The sequence below is a fragment of the Pseudomonas oryziphila genome, from assembly GCF_003940825.1.
GTDB lineage: Bacteria > Pseudomonadota > Gammaproteobacteria > Pseudomonadales > Pseudomonadaceae > Aquipseudomonas > Aquipseudomonas sichuanensis.
Genome location: NZ_CP034338.1, coordinates 693543 through 720541 on the forward strand (window position 1 = coordinate 693543; position 26999 = coordinate 720541).

A 26999-nucleotide genomic window follows, 5' to 3' on the forward strand; every position below is an offset into this window, starting at 1 on the left:
CTTGTGCCGCGAAAGGGGCGCAAAGCGCCCCTCATATTCACTAGCGGCGCAGGCTATCCAGCAATTTGTGCGTCGGATAGCCATCAGCCGGCCAGCCCTGCGCTTGCTGCGCATTGCGAATGGCCTTGCGGGTGTTGGCGCCGATGATGCCATCGGGGTTACCCGCCTCGTGCCCGCTGGCGTTGAGCAGGGTCTGCAGTTCGATTCGCTCGCTGCGGCTCAAGGGCAGGTCGTCTTTCGGCCAGCTACCGGCGATGAAGCCCCAGCCATAGAACCGATCGCCCAGCAGGCTGACCGCCAGCGCGTAGGACGACGAGTTGTTGTACTTGAGGATCGCGCGGAAGTTGTCCAGCACCAGGAACGCCGGGCCGCGAGCGCCAGCCGGCAGCAGCAGGGCGGCGGACAGTTGGCTGCTGTTGGCCGGCAGCTGGGTGCCCGTCGGTAGTTTCACGCCCAGTTGCAACCATTCGTTGACGCTCTTGCGCTGGCTGCCGTCGGCCAGCCAGAAGTCGAAGCCGGCAGGTACTTGCACTTCGAAGCCCCAGGGTTGACCGCGTTTCCAGCCAGACGCCTGCAAGTAGTGCGCGGTCGACGCCAGGGCGTCGGCGGTGCTGTTCCAGATATCGCGGCGGCCGTCACCGTCGAAGTCCACGGCGTGGGTCAGGTAGGTGGTGGGGATGAACTGGGTCTGGCCCATGGCCCCGGCCCAGGAGCCGCGCATGGCGTCGGGCTGGATGTCGCCGTTCTGCAGGATCTGCAGGGCGGCGATCAGCTGGTCTTGGGCGAACTGCGGGCGACGGCCTTCGTAAGCCAGGGTGGCCAGCGAGCGGATCACCGATTTGCTGCCCTGGAACTGGCCGAAGTTGCTCTCCATGCCCCACACCGACACCAGCACCTGGCGGTCGACACCATAGCGTTGCTCAATACGAGCCAGCAGCTCGGCGTTCTGCTCAAGCAGCTTCTTGCCGTTGCGCACGCGCAGGGGTGAGAGCGCGCCGTCCAGGTATTCCCAGACCGGGCGGGTGAACTCGGGTTGGCTGCGGTCGGCCTTGATCACGTCCATGTCCGGGGTGACGCCGAGGAAGGCACGGTCGAACAGGTTCGGGCTGATGCCGGCTTGCAGGGCCTGTTGACGGAAACCCGCCTGCCATTGGGCAAAAGTCTGCAGGGGCTGGATTTCTGTGCTGGTGTCGGCGCTGGTACCGGGCAGCGTCACTACAGGGGCGGGCTGGGCAGGTGCCAGCGGTAGGGCGTCGGCGGCGGTGGGTTTCTCAGCGCAGGCGACGAGCAGGACGAAGCTGGTGGCTGCGATCAGCTGGCGGGGGGGCCAGCGGTGGGAAAGGCTGGAAAGCATGCACAGGTCCAAGGCTTACAGGTCAGGCGTGAACCTTACCATGGCTGCCGGGCCGACCGGAAAATTATGCATGTGAGCAATCGTATCGATGGGCGCTTGCTCAAGTGATTGTCAACTGACAGAACTGTCAGTTGTGCCTGGATACGCCGTTTTATATGTTGCGTATCGTCAGTAAGTTTAATGGTCGTTGTATCAGTGAAGTTTGCCGCAAACTTTCGAAGTTCGTCCGCTTGTTCGTCGAATAGTAATTTCAGGCGGCCATTAAGCAAGAAGCCTCCCAATCTCTCGATTGGAAGGCTTCGCGGCGGTAGCTGCCTTTGCCCTTTTCCGGTTTTTCCTGGCGGCAGCGGAACAGGGGTTGGGCGACGATCGACTTGGCTTTGTTGGGCGGATGCTTCTTGGATTTCCTGGTCATTTCGATACCTCTCGAGTAGGGCGGGCAGAGTAAGCCATCCCTGGACTACCGAGCCAATTGATTGAAACTATGTGAGGATGGCGTCGATGAACATCACAAGATCAACAAAGCCAAGCTTGGCCCTACCGTTAGTGATGTTCATTATTCTGGGCTTGAGTGGCTGTATCGGGCCGCGTGTCGATGAGCCCTTGCGCCCCCCTCCAGCGCCACCGCAGCCATCGGGGGTACTTGATGTCGCGGCCCGCCTCAATGCGCGTTATGCGAGCACGGTGGAGAATTGCAGCAATGGCGGGGCTGCCCTTGAATGCTCGGGGGTACTGATCAGGCGCTCGAGCTCCAGCAACTTCTGGGTACACAGTGCGGCGGCTGCAAAATTGGGTTCGGTCACTTTCTCCTACCTGCGTGCCGATGCGACGGTTCGCGGGCGGATGCCAGTGGCTTCATCTTCATGGACAAGCAGACTGCCCAGCAGCAAGGCAAGTCATGGGCTGAGCCGCGCTGTATCTATCCGTTGATCGCAGGTACTCAGAATGCCGGAAGGCCGGAAAATGGCTGCGGTTTTGCGACACGTGCGGGCGCTGAGCAAAGCACCTGTCGCGGGTTGGCCGTCCCAGCTGTGACTCCCGAGTTATGGATAGCGAATTTTAAAAGGTTCGGGTCGAATCCCAGTAATCAATGCTCGCTGAGCACGCGTGATGCCAAACAGTTCATGGCCAGTCTCAAGGTGCGGGGTTCTTTGGAACAGGCCAGCACCCTGCTGAACGAACTGTTGATCCCGACCTGGGATGTGAACACGCCGGAGCGGTTGCCCATCGAAGCCTTCTTCTACAACGCTGCTAGGGTCTGTGTGAAAAGTCTTGAGACGAAGGTCAGGCAAGGCGAAAACAGCCGAGGAAGCGGAGTTTACGGGTTGTAAATGAGCATTCCGAGGCTGTTTTCAACGCAGCATCACCGAGTATCAAGGCTTTTCACACAGAGCCTAGTCCCGGCAGCCTGATCACCGCCCAGATGCTGCGTCACGATTACCGCGTGCGAACGGGCTTGTCGCTACCGATCGTCACGCTTGACTTCGCGAAACCAACAGGCGAGCGCTTCGCTCAGCGTGCAGCGGACCAGGAGGACGGCTGGCAGGTGGCCGAGCAGCTCAATGCCCGTTTCGCGGACAAGTCCAGGCAATGCGCAGATGGGCGTGCACCGGTGTACTGCAATGGTGTACTGGTGCGTGGCTCGGATTACAGCACCGCGTTCCATGCCTGGAACCCTAACCCCAACTCCAATCCAAAGGACGCTGTGTCGTTTTCCTACCTACGAGCAGATATCAAGACGGTACGTACTGCAAGGTCTCAAGGGTTTGTGTTCAAGGAGTCTGGGTACATCCCAGGTGCGGCGTTGGAGAGAATCGCGCCTCTTTGTATTTATATGGCCGATGCCAATAGCTGGAAACGCCCGACTCAGGGTGGCTGCGGGCCTTGCACGGATTATCCCCTCGATAGCTCGCCCTGCGCCTCGATGGGTATCAATGATCTACCGGCACTTCGTGAGCATTTCTTCAGGGTTGGGGGAAATCCAGCCTGGCAGCGCTTGCACCATCAGTGCAGCCTGGCCATCCAACCGGCATCCTTCATGTTGGCTATCGAAGGGCGAAGAGACTTTATCGTGGGTACGGAGAACGTGTCCTATGGCTACAACGAAATCATGCTAACGATCTGGCCACAGAATGTGCCCGACCGGCTACCGCTCGAAGCGTTTTTCTATAGTGCGTCGGATGGGGCTGCGGCACTCGAGGCGGCAAAGAACATTCAGCGGGACTTCCAACGCAGTTCGAGCGACCTGATCAAGCCTGTTCTGCGCCTCGACTTAAATGTCAGCAGTAATCCGTTCAGTTATCAGTTGGCGGACCAGGGGCTCTGAGGAGACGGCCTTGGGCTAGTACAGCTCAGTCGTTGAGCTGCGCCACCACATGCTCTCCACGCAGTCCGTCGAGTATGCGCATGGCTGGACGGTGTTCACCTATCGCCGGGAAGACCAAGGCTATTGATGACGCGCTGAGATGGCGTCAGGCGGCCTACTCTGCTGGCAGAGTAAGTCGCTGCCCGGCCATCAGCAGTGACAAGCGCGCCAGGCTGGTCCAGGGCGAACCCTGGGCCTGCCCTTTGATTTGCGCATCAATACGCTGGGCATCCTGCAACAGCATGGCCCAGCGCTGCGCCGAGAGGCGTTGCAGGGCCTTGCTCACCAGCGGACGGCGCTTGTCCCACACCGGTGGACGGGCCTGGCTGAAGGCCTTGTCCAGCGGAACCCCCTGACTGAACTGCTGGGCCAACCCCGCCAGCAGGCGCAGTTCACGGGCCAGGGCCCAGAGGATCACCGGCGGCTCGACACCTTCCCCGCGCAGCCCCTCGAGCATGCGCAGGGCATGGGCGGCCTCGCCGTTGAGGATGGCATCGACCAGGCCGAACACATCAAAACGTGCGCTGTCGGCAACCGCCGCCTGCACGGTCTCGACGGTGATCTGGTTGCCATCGGCCAACAGCTTGAGCTTTTCGATTTCCTGGGCGGCGGCCAGCAGGTTGCCTTCGACCCTGGCAGCGATCATGTCGACCGCATCGCGCTGGGCTGTCAGGCCGGCCTGTGAGAGGCGCTGGTTGATCCACTGCGGCAACTGCTGGGCGTCCACCGGCCAGATCTGGATGAACTGGCAGTGACCGCCCTCGATCAGTGCCTTGCCCCACTTGGTTTTCTGCGCGCTGCCATCGAGCTTGGGCAGGCTGATCAGCAGCAAGGTGTCTTCAGCGGGGTTGGCGCAGTACTCGATGAGTGCGGCCGCGCCCTTGTCGCCAGGCTTGCCTGAAGGCAGGCGCAACTCCAGCAGGCGGCGCTGGGCGAACAGCGAGAGGCTGGCTCCGGCCAGCAACAGGTTGCCCCAGTCGAAGTTGGCATCGGCGCTGAACACCTGGCGCTCGTCGTAACCTTGCTGGCGCGCGGCGCCTCGAATGGCGTCGGCGGCTTCCTGGCACAGCAGCGGGTCGTCGCCGCTGACGATATACACAGGCGCCAGCTGGCCCTGCAGGTGTTTGTTGAGTTGGGCTGGGGAGAGTTTCATGGCGAAAGGCGGGGTGCCGGGGCACCCCGTTCAGGCTCAGTTGGCCGGGACTTCCAGCGGGGACTGCTGGGGCGTCTCGTCGCGGACGCGTTGTGCTTCCTGCAGTGCCTGGGCTTCGGCGCGGGCGCGTTCGTCGGCCTTGTGCTGCAGGTCGGCCAGACGTTCCGGGGTCAGCTGTTGCAGGCGGACCATCATGTTCTGTACCAGGTCGGTGCGCATTTCCTGACGAACCTGGGTCCCTTCCTGACCGGAGCCGGTGATGTTGTTGCCATCGTGCACGTAGTAGCGCTGCACCTGCAGTTTGTCTTCCAGCAGCACGGTGTCGTTCTGGCCTTCGATGGCATAGTTCAGCACTGTGGTCAGCTCGTATTCGGCCGAGCGGTTACCACCGCTGTAGGTCGCCGCGCGCTGGGTTTCCTGTTCGTTGGTGAGTACCAGCTTGTACGGCGCACCGCTGTATACCCTTACCTCGCTGTTTTCCAAAGTGCGGCGCAACTGCTTGACGGTCTCGCCGTAAGCGTTGCGGGCGCTGAGGTTCAGCTCCTTGATGGTCAGTTCGGTGGTGCCGGTGCCGCGCAGCTGGAAACCACAGGCGCTGAGCAGTACGGCCAGGCCCATTACCAGCAGATTGCGTTTGATCATGTTGTAGCTCCCTCGTGGGCCGAATACGCCCGCCCGCGGCATTCGCGGGCGGGCGCTGCCATCAATTGGCGACGATGTTGACCAGCTTGCCCGGTACCACGATGACCTTGCGGATGGTCAGGCCATCGGTGAAGCGCAGGACATTCTCGTTGTTGCGGGCGGCCGCTTCGATCTCCTCGCGGCTGGCGGCGGCAGGCATGTCCACCTGGCCGCGCAGCTTGCCGTTGACCTGTACCACCAGCGTGACGGTGTCCTGCACCAGCGCGCTTTCGTCAACGGCCGGCCAGCCGGCGTTGATCACGGCCTGGTCGTGGCCCAGGTGTTTCCACAGCTCGTGGGAAATGTGCGGGGTGATCGGCGACAGCAGCAGGGTTACGGCTTCGAGGCCTTCCTGCAGCAAGGCACGGTCCTGGGCGGTAGCTTGCGGGGCCTTTTCCAGTACGTTCATCACGGTCATCACCTGGGCGATGGCGGTGTTGAACTTGTGGAACTGGCCGACATCGGTGCTGGCCTGCTTGATCGCCGCGTGGATGGCGCGGCGGATGACTTTTTGTGCGTCGTCGAGCGAGGCGACATCCAGTTTGCCTGGCAGGCCCTGGGCAACGTGGGCCTGGGCCAGGCGCCAGACGCGGCGCAGGAAGCGGCTCGCGCCCTCGACGCCGGAGTCGGACCATTCCAGGCTCATGTCGGGCGGCGAGGCGAACATCATGAACAGACGGCAGGTGTCGGCGCCGTAGACGTCGATCATCGACTGCGGGTCGACACCGTTGTTCTTCGACTTCGACATCTTCTCGGTGCCGCCGATTTCCACCGGCAGGCCGTCGGTCTTCAGGCGTGCGCCGATGATCTTGGCTTTGGCATCACGCTCGATCTCGACATCGGCCGGGTTGAACCAGTCCTTGCCGCCGTTGCTGGCAACGCGGTAGTAGGTTTCGGCGACGACCATGCCCTGGGTGAGCAGGTTCTTGAACGGCTCGTTGGAGGTGACCAGGCCTTCGTCACGCATCAGCTTGTGGAAGAAGCGCGCGTACAGCAGGTGCAGGATGGCGTGTTCGATGCCGCCGATGTACTGGTCGACCGGCAGCCAGTGGTTGGCAGCTTTCGGGTCCACCAGGCCCTTGTCGTAGTTCGGCGAGGCGTAGCGGGCGAAGTACCAGGACGACTCGACGAAGGTGTCCATGGTGTCGGTTTCGCGCTTGGCCGCGGTGCCGCATTTCGGGCAGGTGCATTCATAGAATTCGGGCATGCGCGCCAGCGGCGAGCCGGCGCCGTCCGGAACCACGTTCTCCGGCAGGGTGACCGGCAGTTGGTCTTCCGGCACCGGCACGTCGCCACACGCAGGGCAGTGGATGATCGGGATCGGGCAGCCCCAGTAGCGCTGGCGGCTGATACCCCAGTCGCGCAGGCGGAACTGGGTGCGCGACTTGCCGAGGTCCTTGCGGATCAGGGCGGCTTCCATGGCGTCGAAGGCGCCGGCGAAATCCAGGCCATCGAATTCGCCGGAGTTGATCAGTTGGCCGTGCTCGCCATAGGCGGCCTGCCATTCGCTGGAAACTTCGTCACCGGCGCTGGTGCGCACAACGGCCTTCACCGGCAGGTTGTACTTGTGGGCGAACTCGAAGTCGCGCTCGTCGTGGGCCGGCACGGCCATCACGGCGCCGTCGCCGTAGTGCATCAGCACGTAGTTGGCGACCCACACCGGCAGCTTCTCGCCGGTCAGCGGGTGTTCGACCAGCAGGGAAGTGGCCATGCCCTTCTTCTCCTGGGTGGCCATGTCGGCTTCGGCGACGCTGCCGCTCTTGCACTCGTCGATGAACGCCTGCAGCGCCGGGTTGCCCTGGGCGGCCTGGGTGGCCAGCGGGTGCTCGGCGGCGACGGCGACGTAAGTGGCGCCCATCAGGGTGTCGGGGCGGGTGGTGAAGACTTTCAGCGTGCCTTCGTGGCCGATGCTGGCCTGGTCGTAGGGGAACTGCACTTCCATGCCGCGCGACTTGCCGATCCAGTTGCGCTGCATGGTCTTGACCTGCTCAGGCCAGCCCGGCAGCTCGTCGAGGCTTTCCAGCAGCTCGTCGGCGTAGTCGGTGATGCGGAAGTAGTACATCGGGATTTCGCGCTTTTCGATCAGCGCGCCCGAGCGCCAGCCACGGCCGTCGATGACCTGCTCGTTGGCCAGCACGGTCTGATCGGCCGGGTCCCAGTTCACGGTACCGTTCTTGCGGTAGATGATGCCTTTCTCGAACAGGCGGGTGAACAGCCACTGCTCCCAGCGGTAGTAGTCCGGCTTGCAGGTGGTGACTTCACGGGCCCAATCGATACCAAGGCCCAGGCTCTTGAGCTGGGTCTTCATGTAGTCGATGTTTTCGTAAGTCCACTTGGCCGGGGCGACGTTGTTCTTCATCGCCGCGTTTTCCGCCGGCATGCCGAAGGCGTCCCAGCCCATCGGCTGCAGGACGTTCTTGCCCAGCATGCGCTGGTAGCGGGCAATCACGTCGCCGATGGTGTAGTTGCGCACGTGGCCCATGTGTAGCTTGCCGCTCGGGTACGGGAACATCGACAGGCAGTAGTAGGTGTCCTTGCCTGGCTGTTCGGTAACAGCGAACGACTGTTGCTCGTCCCAGAACTTCTGGGCGGCGGCTTCGATATCACGGGGCGTGTATTGTTCGTGCATGGCTACTTTTTAACTGAGAGAGAAAGGACCCTGTTTCCAGGCAGCGGAACCTCGCTGCGACCGGCACTCCGGTGTCGATAGAGTGAACGCCGTAGCATACATGAGCGCCGCGCATCGTGGGAAACCCTGATTGCGTCCCCCGCCGCGCGGGCCGTTGGTCGCGGCGGGCAGCTGCTTTTCATGACAACGCTAAGCTCATTTGTGGGGGGAGATATTCTTACCTTCAATGAGGTGAACGGATGGGAGAGTCGCAACTACCTGCAAGCAAACCGGAGCTTTACGAACGCCTGATCGACCGCTTGGGCCTGGCACTGGAAGTGGCCAGAACCTCGGTACGATTGCGCGACGAGATGCCTGCCGAACTGGAATTGCGTGGCCTGAGCCACGCCGAGTTCGAGGTGATCAAGGCCTACCTGGAGTCACTCCCGGCAGGTCACCATGCAAGCGCCGGTGCCTACCCGCAACCGGAACCATCCTCGGCCAGGATCATCTGGCTCAAGGATCGAAAACGCGCCACTGCTCCAGCAAGATCCAGGACGCAGCCATCCCGATAGCCGTTCAGGTTTGCAGGCGCACGTGCTCACGCGCCGGTTCTTCAATACCCACACTGCGATCGGCGTCGACCTCCCCTTGAGGCCCGACGCCGATCCTCTTAGGCTGCATGCCTTCCATGGAGGTGTGCGATGCCGATTCGCTTTTTCATCAAACAATGGCTGATGCCGCCGGGCGTGCTGCTGCTGTTGCTGCTGGCGGCCTGGTGGTGGCGCCGGCGCCGGCCGCGCCTGGCGGCTGCGTGCTTTGCACTGGGCCTGGGCGGGCTGTGGCTGATGAGCCTGCCGTTGGTCGTGGAGCAGGCGGCCCGGCAGTTGGAAACGGAGCCTGCGTTGGCGCCGCAGAGCTGGGCGAGCCTGGCAAGCCGTGCCGATGCCATCGTGGTGCTCGGCGCCGGGCGTGATCGAGGCGATCCGGCCTGGGGCGGCAGCGATCAACCTTCCTACCTGGCCCTGGAGCGCATGCGCTATGCCGCGCAACTGGCCAAGGCGTCCGGATTGCCGGTGCTGACCAGCGGCGGCCTGCACTATGGCACGCCGCCGAGTGAGGCGCAGTTGATGGCTGAGCGGCTGCAGGCAGATTTCGGTGTCTCGGTCAGCTGGAAGGAAGAGGCCAGCCATACCACTTGGGAGAACGCCGCGCTCAGCGCGCAGGTTTTGCAGCCGCTGGGGATCCGCCGTGTGGTGGTGGTGACCCAGGCCTGGCACATGCAGCGCTCGCGCTGGAGCTTTGAGCGTGCCGGGTTCGAGGTGGTGCCGGCGCCGGTGGGGTTCCTCGGGCGCGATCATGCCCGGCCGTTCGCGGGGTTGCTGCCGGAAAGCCGGGCGATCTGGCAGAGCGGGCAGTTGCTGAACGAGGCGGTGGGGCTGGTGGGGTATCGGCTGTTCTACTGATTCTTGCACCGCAGGTGCCGGCCTCTTCGCGGCGGTTCGACGCCTCGATAAACCCGCTCCCACAGCTACTATGCAAGCCTTGAGGGCCGCGGCGAACCCGTGGGAGCAACTGTCTTATGTTGTCAGTGCTGGCCTCATCGCTGGCAAGCCAGCTCCCACAGGTACGATGCTTGCCTCGAGGTTGGCGCGGTCCATGTGGGAGCGGGTTTATCGAAGCGTCGAACCGCCGCGAAGAGGCCCTTGCGAGCGCTATCAGACGGTCTTGGCAATCCGCCCGGCCAGCAACGCCCAACCCAGCAGCAATGCACAGACAATCGCCAGCGGCCACGAACGCCATTGCAGGTAAGGCGTCAGCTGTTGCATCGGCACTACCTCGCCATACAGCACCGCACGCTCGAACTGCGGGATCTGCGTGGTGATCTTGCCGAACGGGTCGATCAGCGCGGTCACGCCGTTGTTGGTGGCGCGGATCATCCAGCGGCCGGCTTCCAGTGCCCGCATCTGTGCCATCTGCAGGTGCTGCAGCGGGCCGATCGAGGTGCCGAACCAGGTGTCGTTGCTGATGGTCAGCAGCAGGTCGCTGCGGGCTGCCAGGCTGGCGGCAAACTCGGGGTAGACCACTTCGTAGCAGATGTACGGCGCAATCTGGTAGCCCTTGGCCTGCAGCAGCGGCTGGTCCGCGGGGCCGCGGGCAAAGTCCGACATCGGCAGGTTGAAGAACTCGATCGCCCCGCGCAGCATGTCCTGCAGCGGCACGTATTCACCGAACGGCACCAGCTTCTGCTTGAGGTACAGGCCGTCGCCTTCACCGGCTACGGTGATGCCGTTGAAGTAGCGCCGCTGGTGGTGGACCATCTGCCGTACCGGCACCCCGGTGATCAGCGCCGAATGCCGCTCGGCGGCAAACGCCCCCATCATGTCGATGTAGCCCTGGGCCTGGTCCTTGAGCACCGGTACCGCGGTTTCCGGCCAGATCAGCAGGTCTACCGGTTTTGAGCTGAAGCTCATGTCACGGTACAGCGCCAGCTGAGCGTTGACGTGGGCCGGGTCCCATTTCAGGTCCTGTTCGACGTTGCCCTGCAGCGCGGCGACCTTGAGCGGGTCGCCGGCCGGCTGGGTCCAGGCGTGGCCCTTGAGCGCCATGCCGACGACCCAGGGCGCCACCAGCAACACGGCGCCGATGGCCAGGAACGATGGGCGCGCGCGCAGGCGGAGCAGGTTGCACAGCAATGCCGCAGTCAGCGCAAGGCAGAACGACACCAGCCACACACCGCCGAGCGGCGCCAGCCCGGCCAAGGGGCCGTCAAGCTGGCTGTAGCCGGCGTAGAGCCATGGGAAGCCGGTCAGGAACCAGCCGCGGAAAGCTTCCTGCAGCAGCCACAGCGCAGCGAAGCTCAGCGCATCGGCCAAAGGCGCCTCGTCGCGGCGCAACCAGCGCGCCCAGAGCCAGGCCGGCAAGGCGAAGAAAAACGCCAGGCAGGCGAAGAACGCCAGCAGCAGCAGGATCGCCAGCAACGGCGAGGCGCCGCCGTAGGTGTTCATGCTGACGTAGATCCACCAGGTGCCGGCGCCATACAGGCCGAAGCCGAAGCTCCAGCCGCGGGCCAGGGCCTGGCGCGGGCTGAGGGTACGCAGGCCGGCGTAGAACAGGGCGATGGACAGCAGCGCCAACGGCCAGATGTCGAAAGGCGCCAGGGCCAGGAGGGTGGAAGCGCCGGCCACCATGGCCAGCAGGTTACCGGGCCAGCCGGGGCGGGTGATCCAGCGCATGTTCGTCCTTAACGGTTGATCGGTGTCAGGCGTAGCAGGTGTATCCGCCGGCTGTCGGCGTTGAGAATGCGGAAGCGGTAGCCGCCGATCTCGGTGGTCTCGTTGCGTTTGGGCAGGTGGCCGAACGCACTCATCACCAGGCCGCCGACCGTGTCGAACTCGTCATCGGAGAATTCGCTGTCGAAGAACTCGTTGAAGTTCTCGATCGGGGTGAGTGCCTTGACCAGGAAGTCGCCGCTGGGCAGCGGCTTGATGTAGCTGTCTTCCTCGACGTCGTGCTCGTCTTCGATGTCGCCGACGATCTGTTCAAGCACGTCTTCGATGGTGACCAGGCCGGCCACACCGCCGTATTCGTCGATGACGATGGCCATGTGGTTGTGGTTGGCGCGGAACTCGCGCAACAGCACGTTCAGGCGCTTGGACTCGGGCACGAAGGTGGCCGGGCGCAGCAGGTCCTTGATGTTGAAGCTGTCGCCGTTCTCTTTGAGGATCAGCGGCAGCAGGTCCTTGGCGAGCAGGATGCCAAGCACATCGTCATGGCTCTCGCCGATCACCGGGTAGCGCGAGTGCGCGGCATCGATCACCGCTGGCAGAAACTCGCGTGGCGACTGGCTGGCCTTGATGCTGATCATCTGCGAGCGCGGCACCATGATGTCGCGCACCTGCAGGTCGGCGACCTGGATGGCGCCTTCGACGATGGTCAGCGCTTCGCTGTCGAGCAGCTTGTTCTGATGGGCTTCGCGCAGCAGTTCAAGCAGCTGCTGGCGGTTTTTCGGCTCATGGGCAAAAGCCTGGGTCAGTTTACCCAGCCAGGACTTTTGCCCGTTGCTCGATCGGTCTTCGCTCATGGCGGTTACTCGTGTTCCTTGCAGTGTCAGTGTGTGATTGGGTCGATTTCGTCGTCGGCGTACGGGTCCGGGTGACCCAGTTCCGCCAGCAATTCCCGTTCCAGCGCTTCCATCTCTTCGGCTTCGTCGTCGTCGATGTGGTCGTAGCCGAGCAGGTGCAGGCAGCCATGGATGACCAGATGGGCCCAGTGCGCTTCGAGGGATTTGCCTTGCTCTTGAGCTTCGCGCTCGACCACGGCGACACAGATCACCAGGTCGCCGAGCAGCGGGATGTCCAGCAGGTCGTCGGGCACATCGGCGGGGAAGGACAGCACGTTGGTCGCGTAGTCCTTGTGCCGGTAGGTATGGTTCAGCTCGCGGCCTTCGGCTTCGTCGACCAGGCGGATGGTCATCTCGGAGTCGGCGCTGCGCTGGCGCAGGGCAAGCTCGCACCAGCGGCGGAAGGCGGCGTCATCCGGGCTGGCAGCATCCGTTGCCCGTTGCAGATCGAGTTCAAGCATCTTTGCCGCGCGCCTCGGGTTGGGCCTGTCGGGCTTCGAAGCGGTCGTAGGCTTCGACGATGCGTTGCACCAACGGATGGCGCACCACGTCCTTGGGCTGGAAATGGGTGAAGCTGATGCCAGGCACGTCCTTGAGCACCTCGATCACATGAGCCAGGCCCGACTTGGTGCCGCGTGGCAGGTCGACCTGGGTGATGTCACCAGTGATCACCGCGGTCGAGCCGAAGCCGATGCGGGTGAGGAACATCTTCATCTGTTCGAGCGTGGTGTTCTGGCTCTCGTCGAGGATGATGAAGCTGTTGTTGAGCGTGCGGCCGCGCATGTAGGCCAGCGGGGCGATCTCGATCACCTGGCGCTCGATGAGCTTGGCCACGTGTTCGAAGCCAAGCATCTCGTACAGCGCGTCGTACAGCGGGCGCAGGTACGGGTCGATCTTCTGGGCCAGGTCGCCGGGCAGGAAGCCGAGCTTCTCGCCAGCCTCGACCGCCGGGCGCACCAGCAGGATGCGGCGCACCTGCTCGCGCTCCAGCGCATCCACGGCGCAGGCCACAGCCAGGTAGGTCTTGCCGGTACCGGCCGGGCCGACGCCGAAGTTGATGTCGTTGGCCAGGATCTCTTTGACGTAGCGTTGCTGATTGACGCCGCGCGGCGTGATTTTACCCTTGCGCGTGCGCAGCGAGACGCTGACTTCATTGACAGCGGGGTTGCCGATGTTCTCGACCGCTGATTCCTGGAGATAGAGATGGACCGTTTCCGGCGACAGCTCGCTGGCCTTGGCCTCGCGATAGAGGCGGCGCAGCAACTGTTCAGCGGCGGAGGTGGTCTTGGGTTCGCCGATCAGCTCGAATTGATTGCCGCGGTTGCGGATTTCGATGGCCAGGCGTTGCTCGATCAGGCGCAAGTGCTCGTCGAACTGGCCGCACAGGTTGGCGAAACGGTTGGCCTCGAAAGGTTCGAGGATGAAGCGATGGGGTTGTATGGGTGCGTTCAAGGTGGTTTTTAGCCGCTCGACGGCAATGAATGTGAGCTCAAGAATAACCCTTGAGTGGCAGTGGCGAAAGCACTGAAACGATCAAGGGTCGGTAGTGCCCTTGGCGGCCTCATCGCGGGGCAAGCCCGCTCCCACGTTATGGCCTGTTTTGGGCTGCCTCCAAAAACAGTTCCGTGTGCTCCGCAATGGAGCCGGCGCGAGCACGGGAAATCCTCGACCCATCTTGATCGGCATTTCTTACGTCCGTGTGATAGGGCTGTCGTCAGGGGAGGGGAGAGAACGGGGTGCGCCCTTCGGCGTTCTGCAGTTCCAGCAGGTACTTGCGGAAGATCTGGCCGAGCACCTGGGTGGCATGCTCAAGCTCGTCGCGCGGCATTTGCTCGGTGACTTCGTCGGCCATGTCCAGTGCATCTTCGGCGCCGTTGACCGCAGCCATCTTCAGCAGGATGTAGGCCTGCACGTTGTTGGCCTTGACTCCTTCGCCGTGGAAGAACATCGAACCGAGGCGATACTGCGACTGGGCGTGGCCCTGCAGTGAGGCCTTCTCGAACCACTTGAGTGCATTGTCGAGGTGACGGGGGGTACCGCTGTAATAGAACTCGCCCAGCTCGTACTGTGCTTCGGCATCCCCGGATTCCGCCGTTTGCTCGCAGGCCTTCAGGGCAGTCTCCTGATCCTCCGGCGCGGCATTCAGCGTGCAGCGGCCCGTCGCTGGAATCAGCAACGAGTTACCGCCCTCCGCCAGGGCCAGCAGGGGCTGAAGAAGCAACAGGCAGCCCATGGTCAGGGCGCGGCCGGTGCGGTTCATGGGGATCGACTTACCTCTGCAAAGCTACGGCCAAGGTCTCTGGTGGCACATTATGGGATAAGCAGCGCCAACCTTACAAAGTTTTACTGGAAATTCTACACCCCGAGCCAAGGCTGCTGATTTTGCCAGTGTTTGTGAGAGGGGTCACATTCACCGGCCAGATCGCGGGGCAAGCCCGCTCCCACGCAGAGCTGAGTCACGTGGGAGCGGGCTTGCCCCGCGATCTGGCCAGTACCGGCAGGCGCCTTACTTCAGCTTGGCGAATGCCCGCTCGGCCGCATCCAGGGTGATCTGCAGCTCTTTGTCGCCGTGGGCGATGGAGGTGAAGCCCGCCTCGAACGCACTCGGCGCCAGGTACACGCCGCCGTCGAGCATCAGGTGGAAGAAGCGCTTGAAACGGTCCGCATCGCTGGCCATCACGTCGTCGAAGGTGACGATGTCATCGGCGCCGCTGAAGTACAGGCCGAACATGGCGCCCGCCTGCGTGGTGACGAACGGGATGCCGGCGGCATCGGCGCGCTGCTGCAGGCCGTCGAGCATGCGGCTGGTGTAGGCGCTGAGCTCGTCGTGGAAGCCCGGGCGGCTGATCAGCTTGAGGGTGGTCAGGCCGGCCGCCATGGCCAGCGGGTTACCGGACAGGGTGCCGGCCTGGTAGACCGGGCCGAGCGGGGCGATGCAGCCCATGATTTCGCGCTTGCCGCCGAAGCAGCCGACCGGCATGCCGCCACCGACGATCTTGCCGAAGGTCGACAGGTCGGGGGTGATGCCGTAGTAGCCCTGGGCACCGCCCAGGGAGACACGGAAGCCGGTCATCACTTCGTCGAAGATCAGCACTACGCCGTGCTTGTCGCACAGTGCGCGCAGGCCTTCGAGGAAGCCCGGCGCCGGTGGTACGCAGTTCATGTTGCCGGCCACCGGCTCGACGATGATGCAGGCCACGGTCTGGCCGACTTCGGCGAGGGTTTTCTCGACCGCGGCGATGTCGTTGAACGGCAGCGTCAGGGTGTGCTTGGCGAAGTCCGCCGGTACGCCGGCAGAGCTGGGCACGCCCTGGGTCAGCAGGCCCGAGCCGGCCTTGACCAGCAGGCTGTCGGAATGGCCGTGGTAGCAGCCTTCGAACTTGATGATGGCGTCACGGCCGGTGTAGCCACGGGCCAGGCGGATGGCGCTCATGGTGGCTTCGGTGCCGGAGCTGACCATGCGCACCATCTCCATCGATGGCACCAGCGAGCAGACCAGGTCGGCCATCTCGGTTTCCATCGCGGTCGGGGCGCCGTAGGACAGGCCGTGCTGCAACTGATTACGCACGGCGTCCAGTACGTCCGGGTGGCCGTGGCCGAGGATCATCGGGCCCCACGAGCCGACGTAGTCGACGTAGCGCTTGTCATCCTCGTCGACGACGTAGGCGCCTTCGGCGTGCTTGAAGAACAGCGGAGTGCCGCCGACGCTCTTGAAAGCGCGGACCGGCGAGTTGACGCCGCCGGGGATGTGCTTCTGGGCTTGGGCGAACAGGGCTTCGGAACGGGACATGGGATCTTCTCTCGAAATCAGGAAGCGAACAGGGCGTTGAAGGCGCGGGCGCGGCGGGTGACTTCCTGCGCGCTGTCGGCACCGAACAGGCCGTGGATCACCGCCAGCAGGTCGGCGCCATGGGCGACCAGCGGGGCGGCGTTGTCGAGGGTAATGCCGCCGATCACGGCGATCGGCAACTTGACCTGGGCGCGGGCCTGTTCCAGCAGATCGACGCTGGCGGCCGGCGCGCCCGGCTTGGTGACAGAATTGAAGAAGCGGCCGAAGGCGACGTAGTTGGCGCCTTCCTTGGCGGCCTGCTGGGCAAGCTCAAGGCTGGCGTGGCAGGTGGAACCGATGATGGCCTGGCGGCCGAGCAGGGCGCGGGCCGGCGTGAGCGGGCCGTCGGTCTGGCCCAGGTGCACGCCGACGCCCAGGCGTGCGGCCAGTTCGGCGTCGTCGTTGATGATCAGCTGGGTGCCGTAGCGCTCGCACAAGGTCATCAGCGCTTCGGCCTCGCGCAGGCGGCGCGCGGCATCGTCACTCTTGTCGCGGTACTGCAGCAGGCAGACGCCGCCTTCGAGTGCCGCCTCGACGTGGCTGAGGAAACGGCCGGCGAGCAGCTGGCTGTCGGTGATTGCATACAGACCGCGGAGCTTCATCGGGTGGCCTCGTGTCAGGAGCAGAAATCCAGGGGCAGGCGGCTCGGCACGTACTGGCCCTTGCCCAGTTGCTCGGCGTCACGCAGGGTGCGCCAGGTGTAGTCCAGGGCGCTGCGCACGGCGCTTTGCAGCTGCTCGCCAAGGGCCAGGCGGCCGGCCAGGGCGCTGGCCAGGGTGCAGCCCGAGCCGTGATAACTGCCGGGCAGGCGTTGGCAGGTCCAGGTGTGCTGCTGGCCATCGCGGCTGTACAGGCGGTTGTGAATTTCGTCCTCGTCGCCGTGGCCGCCGGTGATCAGCAGGTGCTCGACGAATGGCAGCAGCTTGGCGGCGCACTCGTCGGCGGTGCCGTCCGGCAGTTCGGCGAGGATACGCGCCTCGGGCAGGTTCGGCGTGGCGATGGTGGCCAGCGGTAGCAGGCGCTCGCGCAGTGCGTAGCCGACCTCGTCCTTGCCCAGGCGGCCACCGCCGCCGGCGCGCAGCACCGGGTCGCAGACCAGCGGCAGGTGCGGGTGAGCCTTGAGCAGTTCGGCCACGGTGTCGACCATTTCGATCGAGCCGAGCATGCCCAGCTTGACCGCGGCCACGGTGGAGTCGGCCAGCACGGCGTTGGCCTGGGCCAGCACCCACTCGCGGTCAAGCACGCGGAAGTCGGAAACGTTGACGGTATCCTGCACGGTCAGGGCGGTCACGGCCGGTGCGGCGTGACAGCCTTGGGCGATCAGGGCTTCGATATCTGCCTGCAGCCCGGCGCCACCACTTGGGTCGTGGCCGGAGAGACAGAGGACAACGGGGCGGGAGCTGTAGGTATTCATGGTCGGCGAGCTTATCACCAAACCTTTTTGTGCGGATCGGTCGCCGCGCAAGATTTGCTGATCGAGTGGTCAGGATGGTCGCGATGTTTATCCTGTAATGCGCATGCTAGAGCTGTTTCATGCAAATTTGGTGTGGCCTCTGGTCTTGCCGGAAAGCTATGCTAGAGTGCTCGGATAATTCGATCAACGGACTCTGCCGGATCACGTCGTCTCAAAGGGAAGGGAGGCAACGCGACGCGAACGGACAGGCCATGCTGGGGCTGTATGCGCTATTTGCTGATTGTGCTTCTGGGCTGCTTGCCCCTGTTCGCCGGGGCGGTCGAATTCGACGCCAGCACCTCACGACTGCCACTGGGCAGGTTCATGCAGGTCTACGAGGACCACGATGGCAGCGCCAGTATTGGCCAGGTCAGCGCGCCTGCCTTTGCCAGCCGTTTTCAGGCGCACCCCCATGAGGTGCTCAATGCCGGTTACTCGACCTCGGTGTTCTGGCTGCGAATCGACCTGAACTACGCCGCCACCCCCTCCGCCGCGCCGCGCCAATGGTTGCTGGAGCTGGCTTACCCGCCGCTGGACCATCTCGAACTCTACCTGCCGGATGCCCAAGGGGTATTTCGCCTGGCCCAGCGCACTGGCGATGCATTGCCCTATGCCAGCCGGCAGATTCGCCAGAACAACTACCTGTTCGAGCTGCCCCTGCAACCTGGGCAGGCAACCACCGCCTACCTGCGCCTGCACAGCCAGGGTTCGGTGCAGGCGCCGCTGACGCTGTGGTCGACCCAGGCGTACCTTGAAGACCAGCCCACCCGCCTGTATGTGCTGGGCATGATCTATGGCGTGCTGCTGGTGATGCTGGTCTACAACCTGTTCATCTACCTCAGCGTGCGCGATGTCAGTTACCTCTACTACATCCTCTACATCGCCTCCTTCGGCTTGTACCAGGTGTCGGTCAACGGCGCCGGTATCGCCTACTTCTGGCCGGACAGCCCGTGGTGGGCGAATGCCGCGACGCCCCTGTTCATCGGCGCCGCCGGGCTTTTCGGCTGCCAGTTCGCCCGCCATTTCCTGCAACTGGGCCGGCTCAGCCGTGGTTTCGACCGCCTGCTGATGGCGCTGATGGCGGGTGGCGCGCTGGTCATGGTGCTGGCGGTGACCCTGCGTTACGGCATTGCGCTGCGCATGGCCACTGTGCTGGCGCTGTTGTTCACCGTGAGCATCTTCAGCGCAGGCCTGTACGCCTGGTGGCGCGGGGTGCGGGTGGCGCGCTGGTTCATCATCGCCTGGACCGCCTTCCTGCTGGGCGGGCTGGTCAACACCCTGATGGTGCTGGGCTATCTGCCTAATGTGTTCCTTACCATGTACGCCAGCCAGCTCGGCTCGGCGCTGGAGGTGGCGTTGCTGTCACTGGCCCTGGCCGACCGCATCAACAGCCTGCGCGAGCAGCAGGCCCAGGCCCTGCGCGAGACCGGGCGCACCCTCGAGCAACTGAACCAGCAACTGGCCCACAGCAATCGCCTGAAAGACGAGTTCCTTGCCACCGTCACCCATGAGCTGCGCACCCCGATGAACGGCGTGATCGGCTCGTTGGAGCTGCTGCACACCCTGCCCATGAGCGCCGAGCAGGCCCAGTACCACCGCACGGCCGCCGGTTCCGCCCAGGACATGATGGCCATGGTCGACGACATCCTCATCCTCACCGAGTTGCAGGCCGGCCGCCTGCGCAACCACGGTGTGCCGTTCAGCCTGCGCCGCCTGCTCCAGGAACTGCGTGCCGGTTACGCCGGTCAGGCGCTGGCCAAGGGCTTGTACCTGACCCTGGATATCCCCGCCGACGTGCCCGACAGCCTGGTGGGCGATGCGCAGAAGCTCGCCCGCTGCCTGGCCTGCCTGGTGGATAACGGCCTCAAGTTCACCCATCAGGGGGGCGTGACCGTTCAGGTGCGTGGCCGGCGCATCGGGCCCGACCGGCTGGCGCTGAGCCTGACCGTCAGCGACAGCGGCATCGGTTTCGAAGACCTCGACCAGGCCGTGCTGTACCAGCGCTTCTTCCAGGTCGATGGTTCGATGACGCGGCGCTACGGCGGCCTGGGCATCGGCCTGTCGATCTGCCGCCAATTGGGCGAACTGGTTGGCGCGCAGCTGTCGCACGAGTCTACCCCGGGGTTGGGCAGCCGCTTCGAACTGAGCCTGATCCTGACCGTGGCCCAGGTGCAGGTGACTTCCAGCCGGGCGGCGACGGGGCGCAGGCGCTACTGACGGGCGGGCAGGAAATGATCTGCTCATCGGCAGTTTTGTCACTTTGACTGTGCGGGCTGCGGTGCTTCACTGGGTTTTCCAGGCATGAGCGGATCCATGAGGCCCCCCGATGAACCTGCACCAGTTCGCCGAAACCCACGAAGTCACCAATCAGCCGCCGGCCCTCGACGGCGCCAACCTGTACCGCCTCGACCAGCCCTTGCAGGAATGGTCGCGACGCTTTGGCGCCGGCTGGGCCGAGCCGCGGATCGATGCCTACGGGGCACTGGCCGGCGGCCCGCTGATGGCCGCCGGGTTCCTCGCCAATGCGCACAAGCCCGAGTTCAGCAGCCATGATCGCTACGGCCACCGGGTGGATCTGGTGGAGTTCCATCCCGCCTACCACGAGCTGATGCGCACCGCGGTCGAGCATGGCCTGCCCTCGCTGCCCTGGGCCGAGCCGCGCGCGGGTGCCCATGTTGCGCGGGCCGCCATGACCTACCTGCACAGTCAGGCCGAAGCCGGAACCGGCTGCCCGCTGACCATGACTTTCGCCGCCGTGCCGGCGCTGCGGCTGCAGCCGGAGCTGGCCAGCTACTGGTTGCCGAAGATCCTCGCCCGCGAATACGACCCGCGCAACGTCGGCGACCGGCACAAGGCCGGGGTGACCATCGGCATGGCCATGACCGAGAAGCAGGGCGGCACCGATGTACGCGCCAACACCACCCGCGCCTACCCGGTCGGCGCCCCAGGCCCGGGCCAGGCCTACGAGCTGGTGGGGCACAAGTGGTTCTGCTCGGCGCCCATGTGCGACGCCTTCCTCACCCTGGCCCAGACCGACAAGGGCCTGAGCTGCTTCCTGCTGCCGCGCCACCGCCCGGACGACCAGCGCAACCAGTTCTATATCCAGCGCCTGAAGAACAAGCTCGGCAACTGCTCCAATGCCTCCAGCGAGGTGGAGTTCCGTGGCGCCCTGGCGTGGATGATCGGCGAAGAGGGTCGGGGTGTGCCGACCATCATCGAGATGGTGGCCATGACCCGCTTCGATTGCATGGTCGGCTCCAGCGCGTTGATGCGTCAGGCGCTGACCCAGGCCGCCCATCACTGCGCCCACCGCAAGGTCGGCGGACGGGTGTTGAGCGAGCAGCCGCTGATGCAGAACGTGCTCGCCGACCTGGCCCTGGAGAGCGAGGCGGCGCTGGCCCTGAGCCTGCGCATGGGCCAGGCCCTGGAGCAGCTCGACGACCCGCAGCAAGCGCATTTCGCCCGCCTGGTGACGGCAGTGGGCAAGTACTGGATCTGCAAGCGCGCGCCGGGGATGATCAACGAGGCCGCCGAGTGCCTGGGCGGTGCGGGCTATGTCGAGGACAGCATCCTGCCGCGGCTGTACCGTGAGGCGCCGGTCAACTCGACCTGGGAAGGTTCCGGCAACGTGCAGTGCCTGGACGTGCTGCGGGCGCTGTCGAAGGAGCCGGGTGTGCTGGATGCGTTGTTCATCGAGCTGGGCGATGGTCATGGCGATCCACGCCTGGCGGCGTTCATCGGCAACCTCAAAGGGGCGTTTGCCGATACCGGCGACATTCAGTACCGGGCTCGGCAACTGACCGAAGACATTGCCGTGGCATTGCAGGCCAAGCTGCTGCTCGAGGCCGGTAACGCCACGGTCAGCGATGCCTTCATCGCCAGCCGCCTGGGTGGCGGCGGGCGGGTCTATGGCGCATTGCCGCGCGGGGTGGATGTCGAGGCGCTGGTGGCCAGGGCGACGCCGGTCTGGGGCGGATAACGACATCGCGGGGCAAGCCCGCTCCCACGATGCCGTCGTGGGAGCGGGCTTGCCCCGCGAAAGGCTCAGTGCCGATTATCGGGGGTGTATTTGCCTGGCAACGCAGGCAAGATGGCTGTCATGCATGTCAGAAGACAGGAAGCCCAGCGTGAGCCAAGCGTTTGAAGTCGTTGATACCCCCGAACAGGCCGTCGACCGTCTGGCGGCCCTCCACGAACAAGCCACCGGCGCCCTGAGCCAGGCCCTCAAGCGCTACCTCAAGGACCGTACCGAACCGGGCCAGGACGAGCGTGCGCTGTTCCGCTACCCGGCGCTGCGCCTGACCTACTTCAGCCAGGGCGAAGTCGCCGCCACCACCCGCGCCTACGCCAAGGTCCAGGTGGCCGGCACCTACAGCGTCACCGTCACCCAGCCCGCCGCCTTCCGTGGCTACCTGCTTGAGCAATTGCGGCCATTGATGCACGACTACACGGTGACCGTGGAAGTCGGCGTCAGCGAGCAGAACATCCCGTACCCCTACGTGGTCGACCAGGGCGACGAACTGGCCGGCAGCGGCATCACCGCGGCGCAGCTGGCGCGGGTGTTCCCCAGCACCGACCTGTCGGCCGCCACCGACAACATCGCCGATGGCCTGTACGACTGGGAAAGCGCCGAGACTCTGCCGCTGGCGTTGTTCGACGCGGCCCGTGTCGACTTCTCGCTGCGCCGCCTGGTGCACTACACCGGCAGCGACTGGCGGCACATGCAGCCGTGGATCCTGCTGACCAACTACCACCGCTACGTCGACCAGTTCATCAGCCATGGCCTTGAGCAGTTGCGCGAGGACCCACGCTTCGTGCGCATGGTCCTGCCGGGCAACGTGGTCATCGAAAAGGGCATGGACAACGGCGAGGCCCAGGCCCTGGTGGCCAGCGTGGTCTGGCACCGCTACCAGATGCCGGCCTACCACCTGATCGCCGCCGACGGCGATGGCGTCACCCTGGTCAATATCGGCGTCGGCCCTTCCAACGCCAAGAACATCACCGACCACCTGGCGGTGCTGCGCCCGCACTGCTGGCTGATGATCGGCCACTGTGGCGGCCTGCGTCAGTCGCAGACCATCGGCGACTACGTGCTGGCCCACGCCTACATGCGCCGTGACGGCATCCTCGACCGCGTGGTGCCGCCGAACATCCCGATCCCGGCCCTGGCCGAAGTGCAGCTGGCGCTGCAGGAAGCGGCGGCGCAGGTTACCGGCGAGCGTGGCGAGGAACTCAAGAAGCGCCTGCGCACCGGCACCGTGCTCACCTACGACGACCGCAACTGGGAGCTGCGCTGGGCCCAGGAACGCCCGCTGATCAACCTGTCGCGTGCCGTGGCGGTGGACATGGAAAGCGGCACCATCGCCGCGCAGGGCTACCGGCTGCGGGTGCCGTACGGCACCTTGCTGTGTGTATCCGACAAACCGCTGCACAGCGAGATCAAGCTGCCCGGCTCGGCCAACGCCTTCTACAACCGCGCGGTCAGCCAGCACCTGAAGATCGGCATCGCCGCCCTCGACCTGCTGCGTACCGAGCTCAACTCGCTGCACTCGCGTAAACTGCGCAGCTTCGATGAGCCGCCGTTCCGCTGAGGATCCATGCCCCTGCCACCACGCAATACTCCGCGCCGCCCGGCGGCGCGGCCTTCCGGCCCACGTCGCCAGGCCAAGGTGCCGCCGGCCGAACCGCGCCTGATCCTGTTCAACAAGCCGTTCGACGTGCTCACGCAGTTCAGCGACGGCGAAGGGCGGGCCACGCTCAAGGACTTCATCGACATCCCCGGTATCTATCCGGCCGGGCGCCTGGACCGCGACAGCGAAGGCTTGCTGCTGCTGACCAACGATGGGCGCCTGCAGGCACGTATCGCCGACCCCAAGCACAAGCTGGCCAAGACCTACTGGGTGCAGGTGGAGGGTGAGCCGAGCGCGGAGCAGTTGCAGCGCCTGCGCGACGGCGTCGAGCTCAATGATGGCCCGACCTTGCCAGCCGAAGCCCGCTTGCTCGACGAGCCCACGCTATGGCCACGCAACCCGCCGGTGCGCTTTCGCAAGAGCGTGCCGACGGCGTGGCTGGAACTGGTGATTCGTGAAGGGCGCAACCGCCAGGTGCGGCGCATGACCGCGGCGGTGGGCTTGCCGACCTTGCGGCTGGTGCGGGTGAGGATTGGTGACTGGACAATCGAAGGGCTGGAGCAGGGGACGTGGCGGGAAGTGCCGCCGAAGCTCTGATCGCTATCGCGGGGCAAGTCGCATCGGCGCACCGCCGCTCCCACATTCCTCACATTCGTGGGAGCGGCGGTGCGCCGATGCGACTTGCCCCGCGATAGGTCCCTAAACCCCTTCCAGAAACCCCACCACCACGCTCTTGATGATGAACGCCAGCACGCCCAGGCCCAGCACGAAGAACAGGATCAGCGTGCCGAAGCGGCCAGCCTTGGATTTTTTCGCCAGGTCCCAGACGATGAAGCCCATGAAGGCGATCAGCACGGTGACGAGGACGATCATCATCCACTCTTCGAATACGGCGGGATCCATCGGTCAACTCCAGGCAGGATAAGAGCCCGATCATACGCCGGGCGCGCAGGGTTTCAACGCAGGTGGGTCAATGGCAGCTCGGTGCTGGCCAGCACCTGGTTGAGCACGAAGCTCGAACGTACGCTGGTCACGCCGTCGATGCGGGTGAGGCTGCCGAGCAGCAGCTTCTGGTAGTGGTCCATGTCCGGCACCACCACCTTGAGCTGATAGTCGGCGTCCATCCCGGTGACCAGGCTGCACTCCAGCACTTGCGGCAGGTTGCGGATCGCCGCCTCGAAGGTTTCGAAGCGCTCGGGGGTGTGGCGGTCCATGCCGATCAGCACATAGGCGGTCAGGCTCAGGCCGAGCTTCTTGCGGTCCAGCAGCGCCACCTGGCGCGAGATGTAGCCGTCGTCTTCGAGCTGCTTGACCCGGCGCGAGCAAGGGGAGGGCGACAGGCCGATGCGCTCGGCCAGTTCCTGGTTGGAGATGCGCGCGTCACGCTGCAATTCGGCAAGGATGCTCAGGTCATAGCGGTCGAGCTTGCTCATGAATAGGGCCTTTTCTGTTCGGATTGCGGCGAATTATCGATCCTGAGTGAAAAATTGCGCAAGCGGTATTTATCAGAGCAATCTTCGCAATCATCTGCCCCCTCGGCTCGCCTATCTTTATCACCAGAATCACTGCCCGGACATCAGTCCACGGCGAGGCGCCCCAGACGGGCGCTCGCGGCCAGCCCTCCAACCGGATCGGCACGGCCCCCGGGCTACGCACTGCCCAGAAGGCGGCGCGAGGTGAGCCGGTACCACAAGTGCCGAGCACGGACGACAATTCCCGAAGGGAGGCCGCAAGGCCTCCCTTTTTTATTGCGCCCAATCGCGGGGCAAGTCGCATCGGCGCACCGCCGCTCCCACGCCTGCACCACCAGTAGCGTGGGAGCGGGCTTGCCCCGCGATGGCGTCGATAGTGCGCAGCTGTTTCAGGACGGGACAGCCGGTGTTTCTGCCCGCGCCGCGCCCGGCCGCAGGCTCGCGGCCACTGCGCTCAGCAGTACCAGCAGCCCGCCGGCCAAGGCGATGACGAAGCCCTGGCCGGGTGTCGTCGCATCCACCAGTTGGCCCGCCGCAGCAGCACCCAGTGCCACGCCGACGTTCAGCCCGGCCAGCAACCAGGTCAAGCCCTCGGTCAACTGCTGCGCGGCGACGCAACGCTCCACCAGGGTCATGGCGATGATCATGGTCGGGGCGAAGAACACCCCGGCCAGCAGCACCGCCCCGGCCAGCCCGGCCAGGGAGTCGACCATCAGCAAAGGCAGGGTGGCCAGCGCCGTCGCCAGCGCGCCCGCCAGCAGCTGGCGTGGCAGTGGCAACGGCCAGCGCACGGCGCCGAACAGCAGGCCCGCCGCGCAGGAGCCGATGGCGTAGGCCGACAGCACCAGGCTGGCCGTGAACGGTTGCCCGCGTTCACTGGCGAACGCCACGCTGACGATGTCCACCGTGCCGACGATCACCCCCATAGCCACCATCAGCAAGGTCAGCCGGCGCAGGCTCGGCTGGCGCCACAGCGGCCGGTTGCGCGAGGGTGTGAGATCCACTGCGCCTACTGGCGGCTCACTGGCCCTCTGCAGCACCAGTGCCAGGGTGCCAAGCGCCAGCAGCGTGGCGGCGCCAAGCAGGCCGGCCGCCGGCCACAGGGCCACCCCGAGCCCGATCGCCAGGGGCGGGCCGGCGATGAAACTGGCCTCGTCGAACACCGTCTCCAGCGAGTAGGCGCTCTGTAACAGCGGCTGCCCGCGGTACAGGTAGGCCCAGCGCGCACGGGCCATGGCTGACATGCTGGGCATGCAGCCGCTGAGGACCGCCGCTGCGAACAGCAGCCAATCGGCACTGCGCAACCATGCCGCAGCGGCCAGCAACAGCAGGCCGGCCACGCTGATCAGGCTGGCCAGCGGCAGTACCCGACGCTGCCCCAGGCGGTCGACCAGGCGTGACACCTGTGGCGAAAGCAGCGCGTAGGTCAGCACAAAGGTGGCCGATACCGCCCCGGCCAGGGCATAGCTGCCGCGTGTGTGTGACAGCAGGGTGATGATCGCGATCCCGCTCATCGGCAGCGGCAAGCGAGCGAGTAGCGCCGCTAGGGCAAAGCCCCGCGTGCCGGGCAAGGCAAAAAGTCGGGTGTAGGGATTAGGCATTTCGGTTCCTCCTTGAGCCACACCACTTGCCGGGGCAGAGCGGGGGCGGAATTAATACGTACAGCACGTATGATTAAATAATCATACGATGTGAATGTAAATATTCATACGCAGTGTATGTAAGGGGGAGTGATGGTTCGCCGTACCCGCGCCGAAATGGAAGAAACCCGCGCCGCTTTGCTGGCGGTGGCCCGCCAGGTCATTAGCGAACAGGGCTATGCAAACGCGTCGATGGACGACCTGACGGCCCGTGCCGGCCTGACCCGTGGCGCCCTCTATCACCACTTCGGTGACAAGCAGGGCCTGCTGGCGGCGGTGGTGGCGCAAATCGACGCTGAGATGGACGCCCGCCTGCAGGCTATTTCAGACGCGGCCAGCGACCCCTGGGAGGGCTTGCGCCAACGCTGCCAGGCCTACCTGCGCATGGCCCGCGAGCCGCAGATCCAGCGCATCGTCCTGCGTGATGCGCGGGCGGTGCTGGGCGGCGCCTCGCCCGAGGCGCAACAGCGCTGTGTCGCTTCGCTGCAGCAACTGCTCGCCGGGTTGATTCAGCAGCAGGTGGTGGCCGAGGCCGACCCATGGGCGCTGGCGGCGATGGTCCATGGCAGCCTGACCGAGGCGGCGTTCTGGGTCGCTCAGGGCGAGCAGGGCGATGCTCGGCTGGCCCAGGCGCTGGCGGCGCTGGAGTTGCTGTTGCGCGGATTGCTGGCGCAGGGGTAGCGCGGTCGCT

Annotated in this window: 25 protein-coding genes; 9 read left to right on the forward strand and 16 right to left on the reverse strand. The window is 64.8% G+C overall.

Annotation, left to right across the window (positions count from 1 at the left end; translation table 11 throughout):
• Positions 1-40 precede the first annotated feature (40 nt).
• Together EJA05_RS03345 and arfA are read right to left on the reverse strand one after the other, a co-directional pair.
• Positions 41-1354 (reverse strand): lytic murein transglycosylase, encoded by a 1314-nt coding sequence (locus tag EJA05_RS03345; protein WP_125857305.1) that lies wholly within the window; start codon positions 1352-1354, stop codon positions 41-43.
• A gap of 250 nt (positions 1355-1604) precedes the next feature.
• On the reverse strand, positions 1605-1769 hold the full coding sequence (gene arfA, locus EJA05_RS03350; protein ID WP_125857306.1) for an alternative ribosome rescue factor ArfA: 165 nt from the start codon (positions 1767-1769) through the stop codon (positions 1605-1607).
• Positions 1770-2217: 448 nt separating this feature from the next.
• On the opposite strand from arfA, the gene EJA05_RS03355 reads away from it, so the two are divergent.
• Complete coding sequence (locus EJA05_RS03355; protein WP_125857307.1) at positions 2218-2685, forward strand: hypothetical protein; 468 nt, start codon at positions 2218-2220, stop codon at positions 2683-2685.
• 92 nt (positions 2686-2777) lie between these two features.
• Entirely contained in the window at positions 2778-3680 is a 903-nt protein-coding gene (locus EJA05_RS03360; RefSeq protein WP_125857308.1) for a hypothetical protein, read from the forward strand.
• A 154-nt stretch (positions 3681-3834) separates the two neighbouring features.
• On the opposite strand, the gene holA is transcribed toward EJA05_RS03360, so the two are convergent.
• From holA to leuS, 3 genes are all read right to left on the reverse strand, one after another.
• A complete protein-coding gene (gene holA / locus EJA05_RS03365) occupies positions 3835-4872 on the reverse strand; it encodes a DNA polymerase III subunit delta (protein WP_125857309.1) in 1038 nt (345 codons plus the stop codon).
• 36 nt (positions 4873-4908) lie between these two features.
• A complete protein-coding gene (locus EJA05_RS03370) occupies positions 4909-5514 on the reverse strand; it encodes an LPS-assembly lipoprotein LptE (protein WP_125857310.1) in 606 nt (201 codons plus the stop codon).
• A 61-nt stretch (positions 5515-5575) separates the two neighbouring features.
• Positions 5576-8182 (reverse strand): leucine--tRNA ligase, encoded by a 2607-nt coding sequence (leuS, locus tag EJA05_RS03375; RefSeq protein WP_125857311.1) that lies wholly within the window; start codon positions 8180-8182, stop codon positions 5576-5578.
• A 239-nt stretch (positions 8183-8421) separates the two neighbouring features.
• Between leuS and EJA05_RS03380 the strand changes: the two genes are divergently transcribed.
• Both EJA05_RS03380 and EJA05_RS03385 read left to right on the forward strand, forming a co-directional pair.
• Entirely contained in the window at positions 8422-8736 is a 315-nt protein-coding gene (locus EJA05_RS03380) for a hypothetical protein (protein WP_125857312.1), read from the forward strand.
• Between the two features lie 129 nt (positions 8737-8865).
• Positions 8866-9627, forward strand: coding sequence for a YdcF family protein (locus EJA05_RS03385; RefSeq protein WP_125462480.1), 762 nt, complete (start codon positions 8866-8868; stop codon positions 9625-9627).
• Positions 9628-9879: 252 nt separating this feature from the next.
• On the opposite strand, the gene lnt is transcribed toward EJA05_RS03385, so the two are convergent.
• The 8 genes from lnt to EJA05_RS03425 form a co-directional block, all read right to left on the reverse strand.
• Positions 9880-11397 (reverse strand): apolipoprotein N-acyltransferase, encoded by a 1518-nt coding sequence (gene lnt, locus EJA05_RS03390; RefSeq protein WP_125857313.1) that lies wholly within the window; start codon positions 11395-11397, stop codon positions 9880-9882.
• A gap of 8 nt (positions 11398-11405) precedes the next feature.
• The gene (locus EJA05_RS03395) at positions 11406-12245 is read right to left on the reverse strand and encodes an HlyC/CorC family transporter (protein ID WP_110993410.1); all 840 of its coding nucleotides are present in this window, start codon (positions 12243-12245) and stop codon (positions 11406-11408) included.
• A gap of 26 nt (positions 12246-12271) precedes the next feature.
• On the reverse strand, positions 12272-12745 hold the full coding sequence (gene ybeY, locus EJA05_RS03400) for an rRNA maturation RNase YbeY (RefSeq protein ID WP_125857314.1): 474 nt from the start codon (positions 12743-12745) through the stop codon (positions 12272-12274).
• Entirely contained in the window at positions 12738-13736 is a 999-nt protein-coding gene (locus EJA05_RS03405) for a PhoH family protein (RefSeq protein WP_125462483.1), read from the reverse strand. The genes ybeY and EJA05_RS03405 overlap by 8 nt, the downstream gene beginning before the upstream one ends.
• A 262-nt stretch (positions 13737-13998) precedes the next feature.
• The gene (locus EJA05_RS03410; protein WP_125857315.1) at positions 13999-14544 is read right to left on the reverse strand and encodes a tetratricopeptide repeat protein; all 546 of its coding nucleotides are present in this window, start codon (positions 14542-14544) and stop codon (positions 13999-14001) included.
• A 246-nt stretch (positions 14545-14790) separates the two neighbouring features.
• A complete protein-coding gene (gene hemL / locus EJA05_RS03415) occupies positions 14791-16074 on the reverse strand; it encodes a glutamate-1-semialdehyde 2,1-aminomutase (RefSeq protein ID WP_125462485.1) in 1284 nt (427 codons plus the stop codon).
• Between the two features lie 17 nt (positions 16075-16091).
• Positions 16092-16715 (reverse strand): thiamine phosphate synthase, encoded by a 624-nt coding sequence (gene thiE / locus EJA05_RS03420; protein ID WP_125462486.1) that lies wholly within the window; start codon positions 16713-16715, stop codon positions 16092-16094.
• Between the two features lie 14 nt (positions 16716-16729).
• Positions 16730-17527, reverse strand: a complete 798-nt coding sequence (locus tag EJA05_RS03425) for a hydroxymethylpyrimidine/phosphomethylpyrimidine kinase (protein WP_125857316.1) — start codon at positions 17525-17527, stop codon at positions 16730-16732.
• Positions 17528-17791: 264 nt separating this feature from the next.
• Here EJA05_RS03425 and EJA05_RS03430 point away from each other — a divergent pair, with 264 nt between their 5' ends.
• The 4 genes from EJA05_RS03430 (at position 17792) to EJA05_RS03445 (ending at position 23793) form a co-directional block, all read left to right on the forward strand.
• The gene (locus tag EJA05_RS03430; protein WP_125462488.1) at positions 17792-19783 is read left to right on the forward strand and encodes a sensor histidine kinase; all 1992 of its coding nucleotides are present in this window, start codon (positions 17792-17794) and stop codon (positions 19781-19783) included.
• Between the two features lie 109 nt (positions 19784-19892).
• Positions 19893-21545, forward strand: coding sequence for an acyl-CoA dehydrogenase family protein (locus tag EJA05_RS03435; protein ID WP_125462489.1), 1653 nt, complete (start codon positions 19893-19895; stop codon positions 21543-21545).
• A 124-nt stretch (positions 21546-21669) separates the two neighbouring features.
• Positions 21670-23157, forward strand: coding sequence for an AMP nucleosidase (gene amn, locus EJA05_RS03440; protein WP_190306030.1), 1488 nt, complete (start codon positions 21670-21672; stop codon positions 23155-23157).
• Positions 23158-23163: 6 nt separating this feature from the next.
• Positions 23164-23793 (forward strand): pseudouridine synthase, encoded by a 630-nt coding sequence (locus EJA05_RS03445; protein WP_125857318.1) that lies wholly within the window; start codon positions 23164-23166, stop codon positions 23791-23793.
• Positions 23794-23895: 102 nt separating this feature from the next.
• Here EJA05_RS03445 and EJA05_RS03450 read toward each other — a convergent pair whose 3' ends face one another.
• From EJA05_RS03450 to EJA05_RS03460, 3 genes are all read right to left on the reverse strand, one after another.
• Entirely contained in the window at positions 23896-24099 is a 204-nt protein-coding gene (locus EJA05_RS03450) for a DUF2788 domain-containing protein (protein ID WP_011535816.1), read from the reverse strand.
• A 53-nt stretch (positions 24100-24152) separates the two neighbouring features.
• Positions 24153-24629 (reverse strand): Lrp/AsnC family transcriptional regulator, encoded by a 477-nt coding sequence (locus EJA05_RS03455; RefSeq protein WP_125462492.1) that lies wholly within the window; start codon positions 24627-24629, stop codon positions 24153-24155.
• A gap of 428 nt (positions 24630-25057) precedes the next feature.
• The gene (locus EJA05_RS03460; RefSeq protein ID WP_125857319.1) at positions 25058-26269 is read right to left on the reverse strand and encodes an MFS transporter; all 1212 of its coding nucleotides are present in this window, start codon (positions 26267-26269) and stop codon (positions 25058-25060) included.
• A gap of 132 nt (positions 26270-26401) precedes the next feature.
• Here EJA05_RS03460 and EJA05_RS03465 point away from each other — a divergent pair, with 132 nt between their 5' ends.
• Positions 26402-26989 carry a TetR/AcrR family transcriptional regulator gene (locus EJA05_RS03465; RefSeq protein WP_125857320.1) on the forward strand — a complete coding sequence of 196 codons (588 nt, stop codon included), beginning with the start codon at positions 26402-26404 and terminating at the stop codon, positions 26987-26989.
• The last annotated feature ends 10 nt before the right edge of the window (positions 26990-26999 follow it).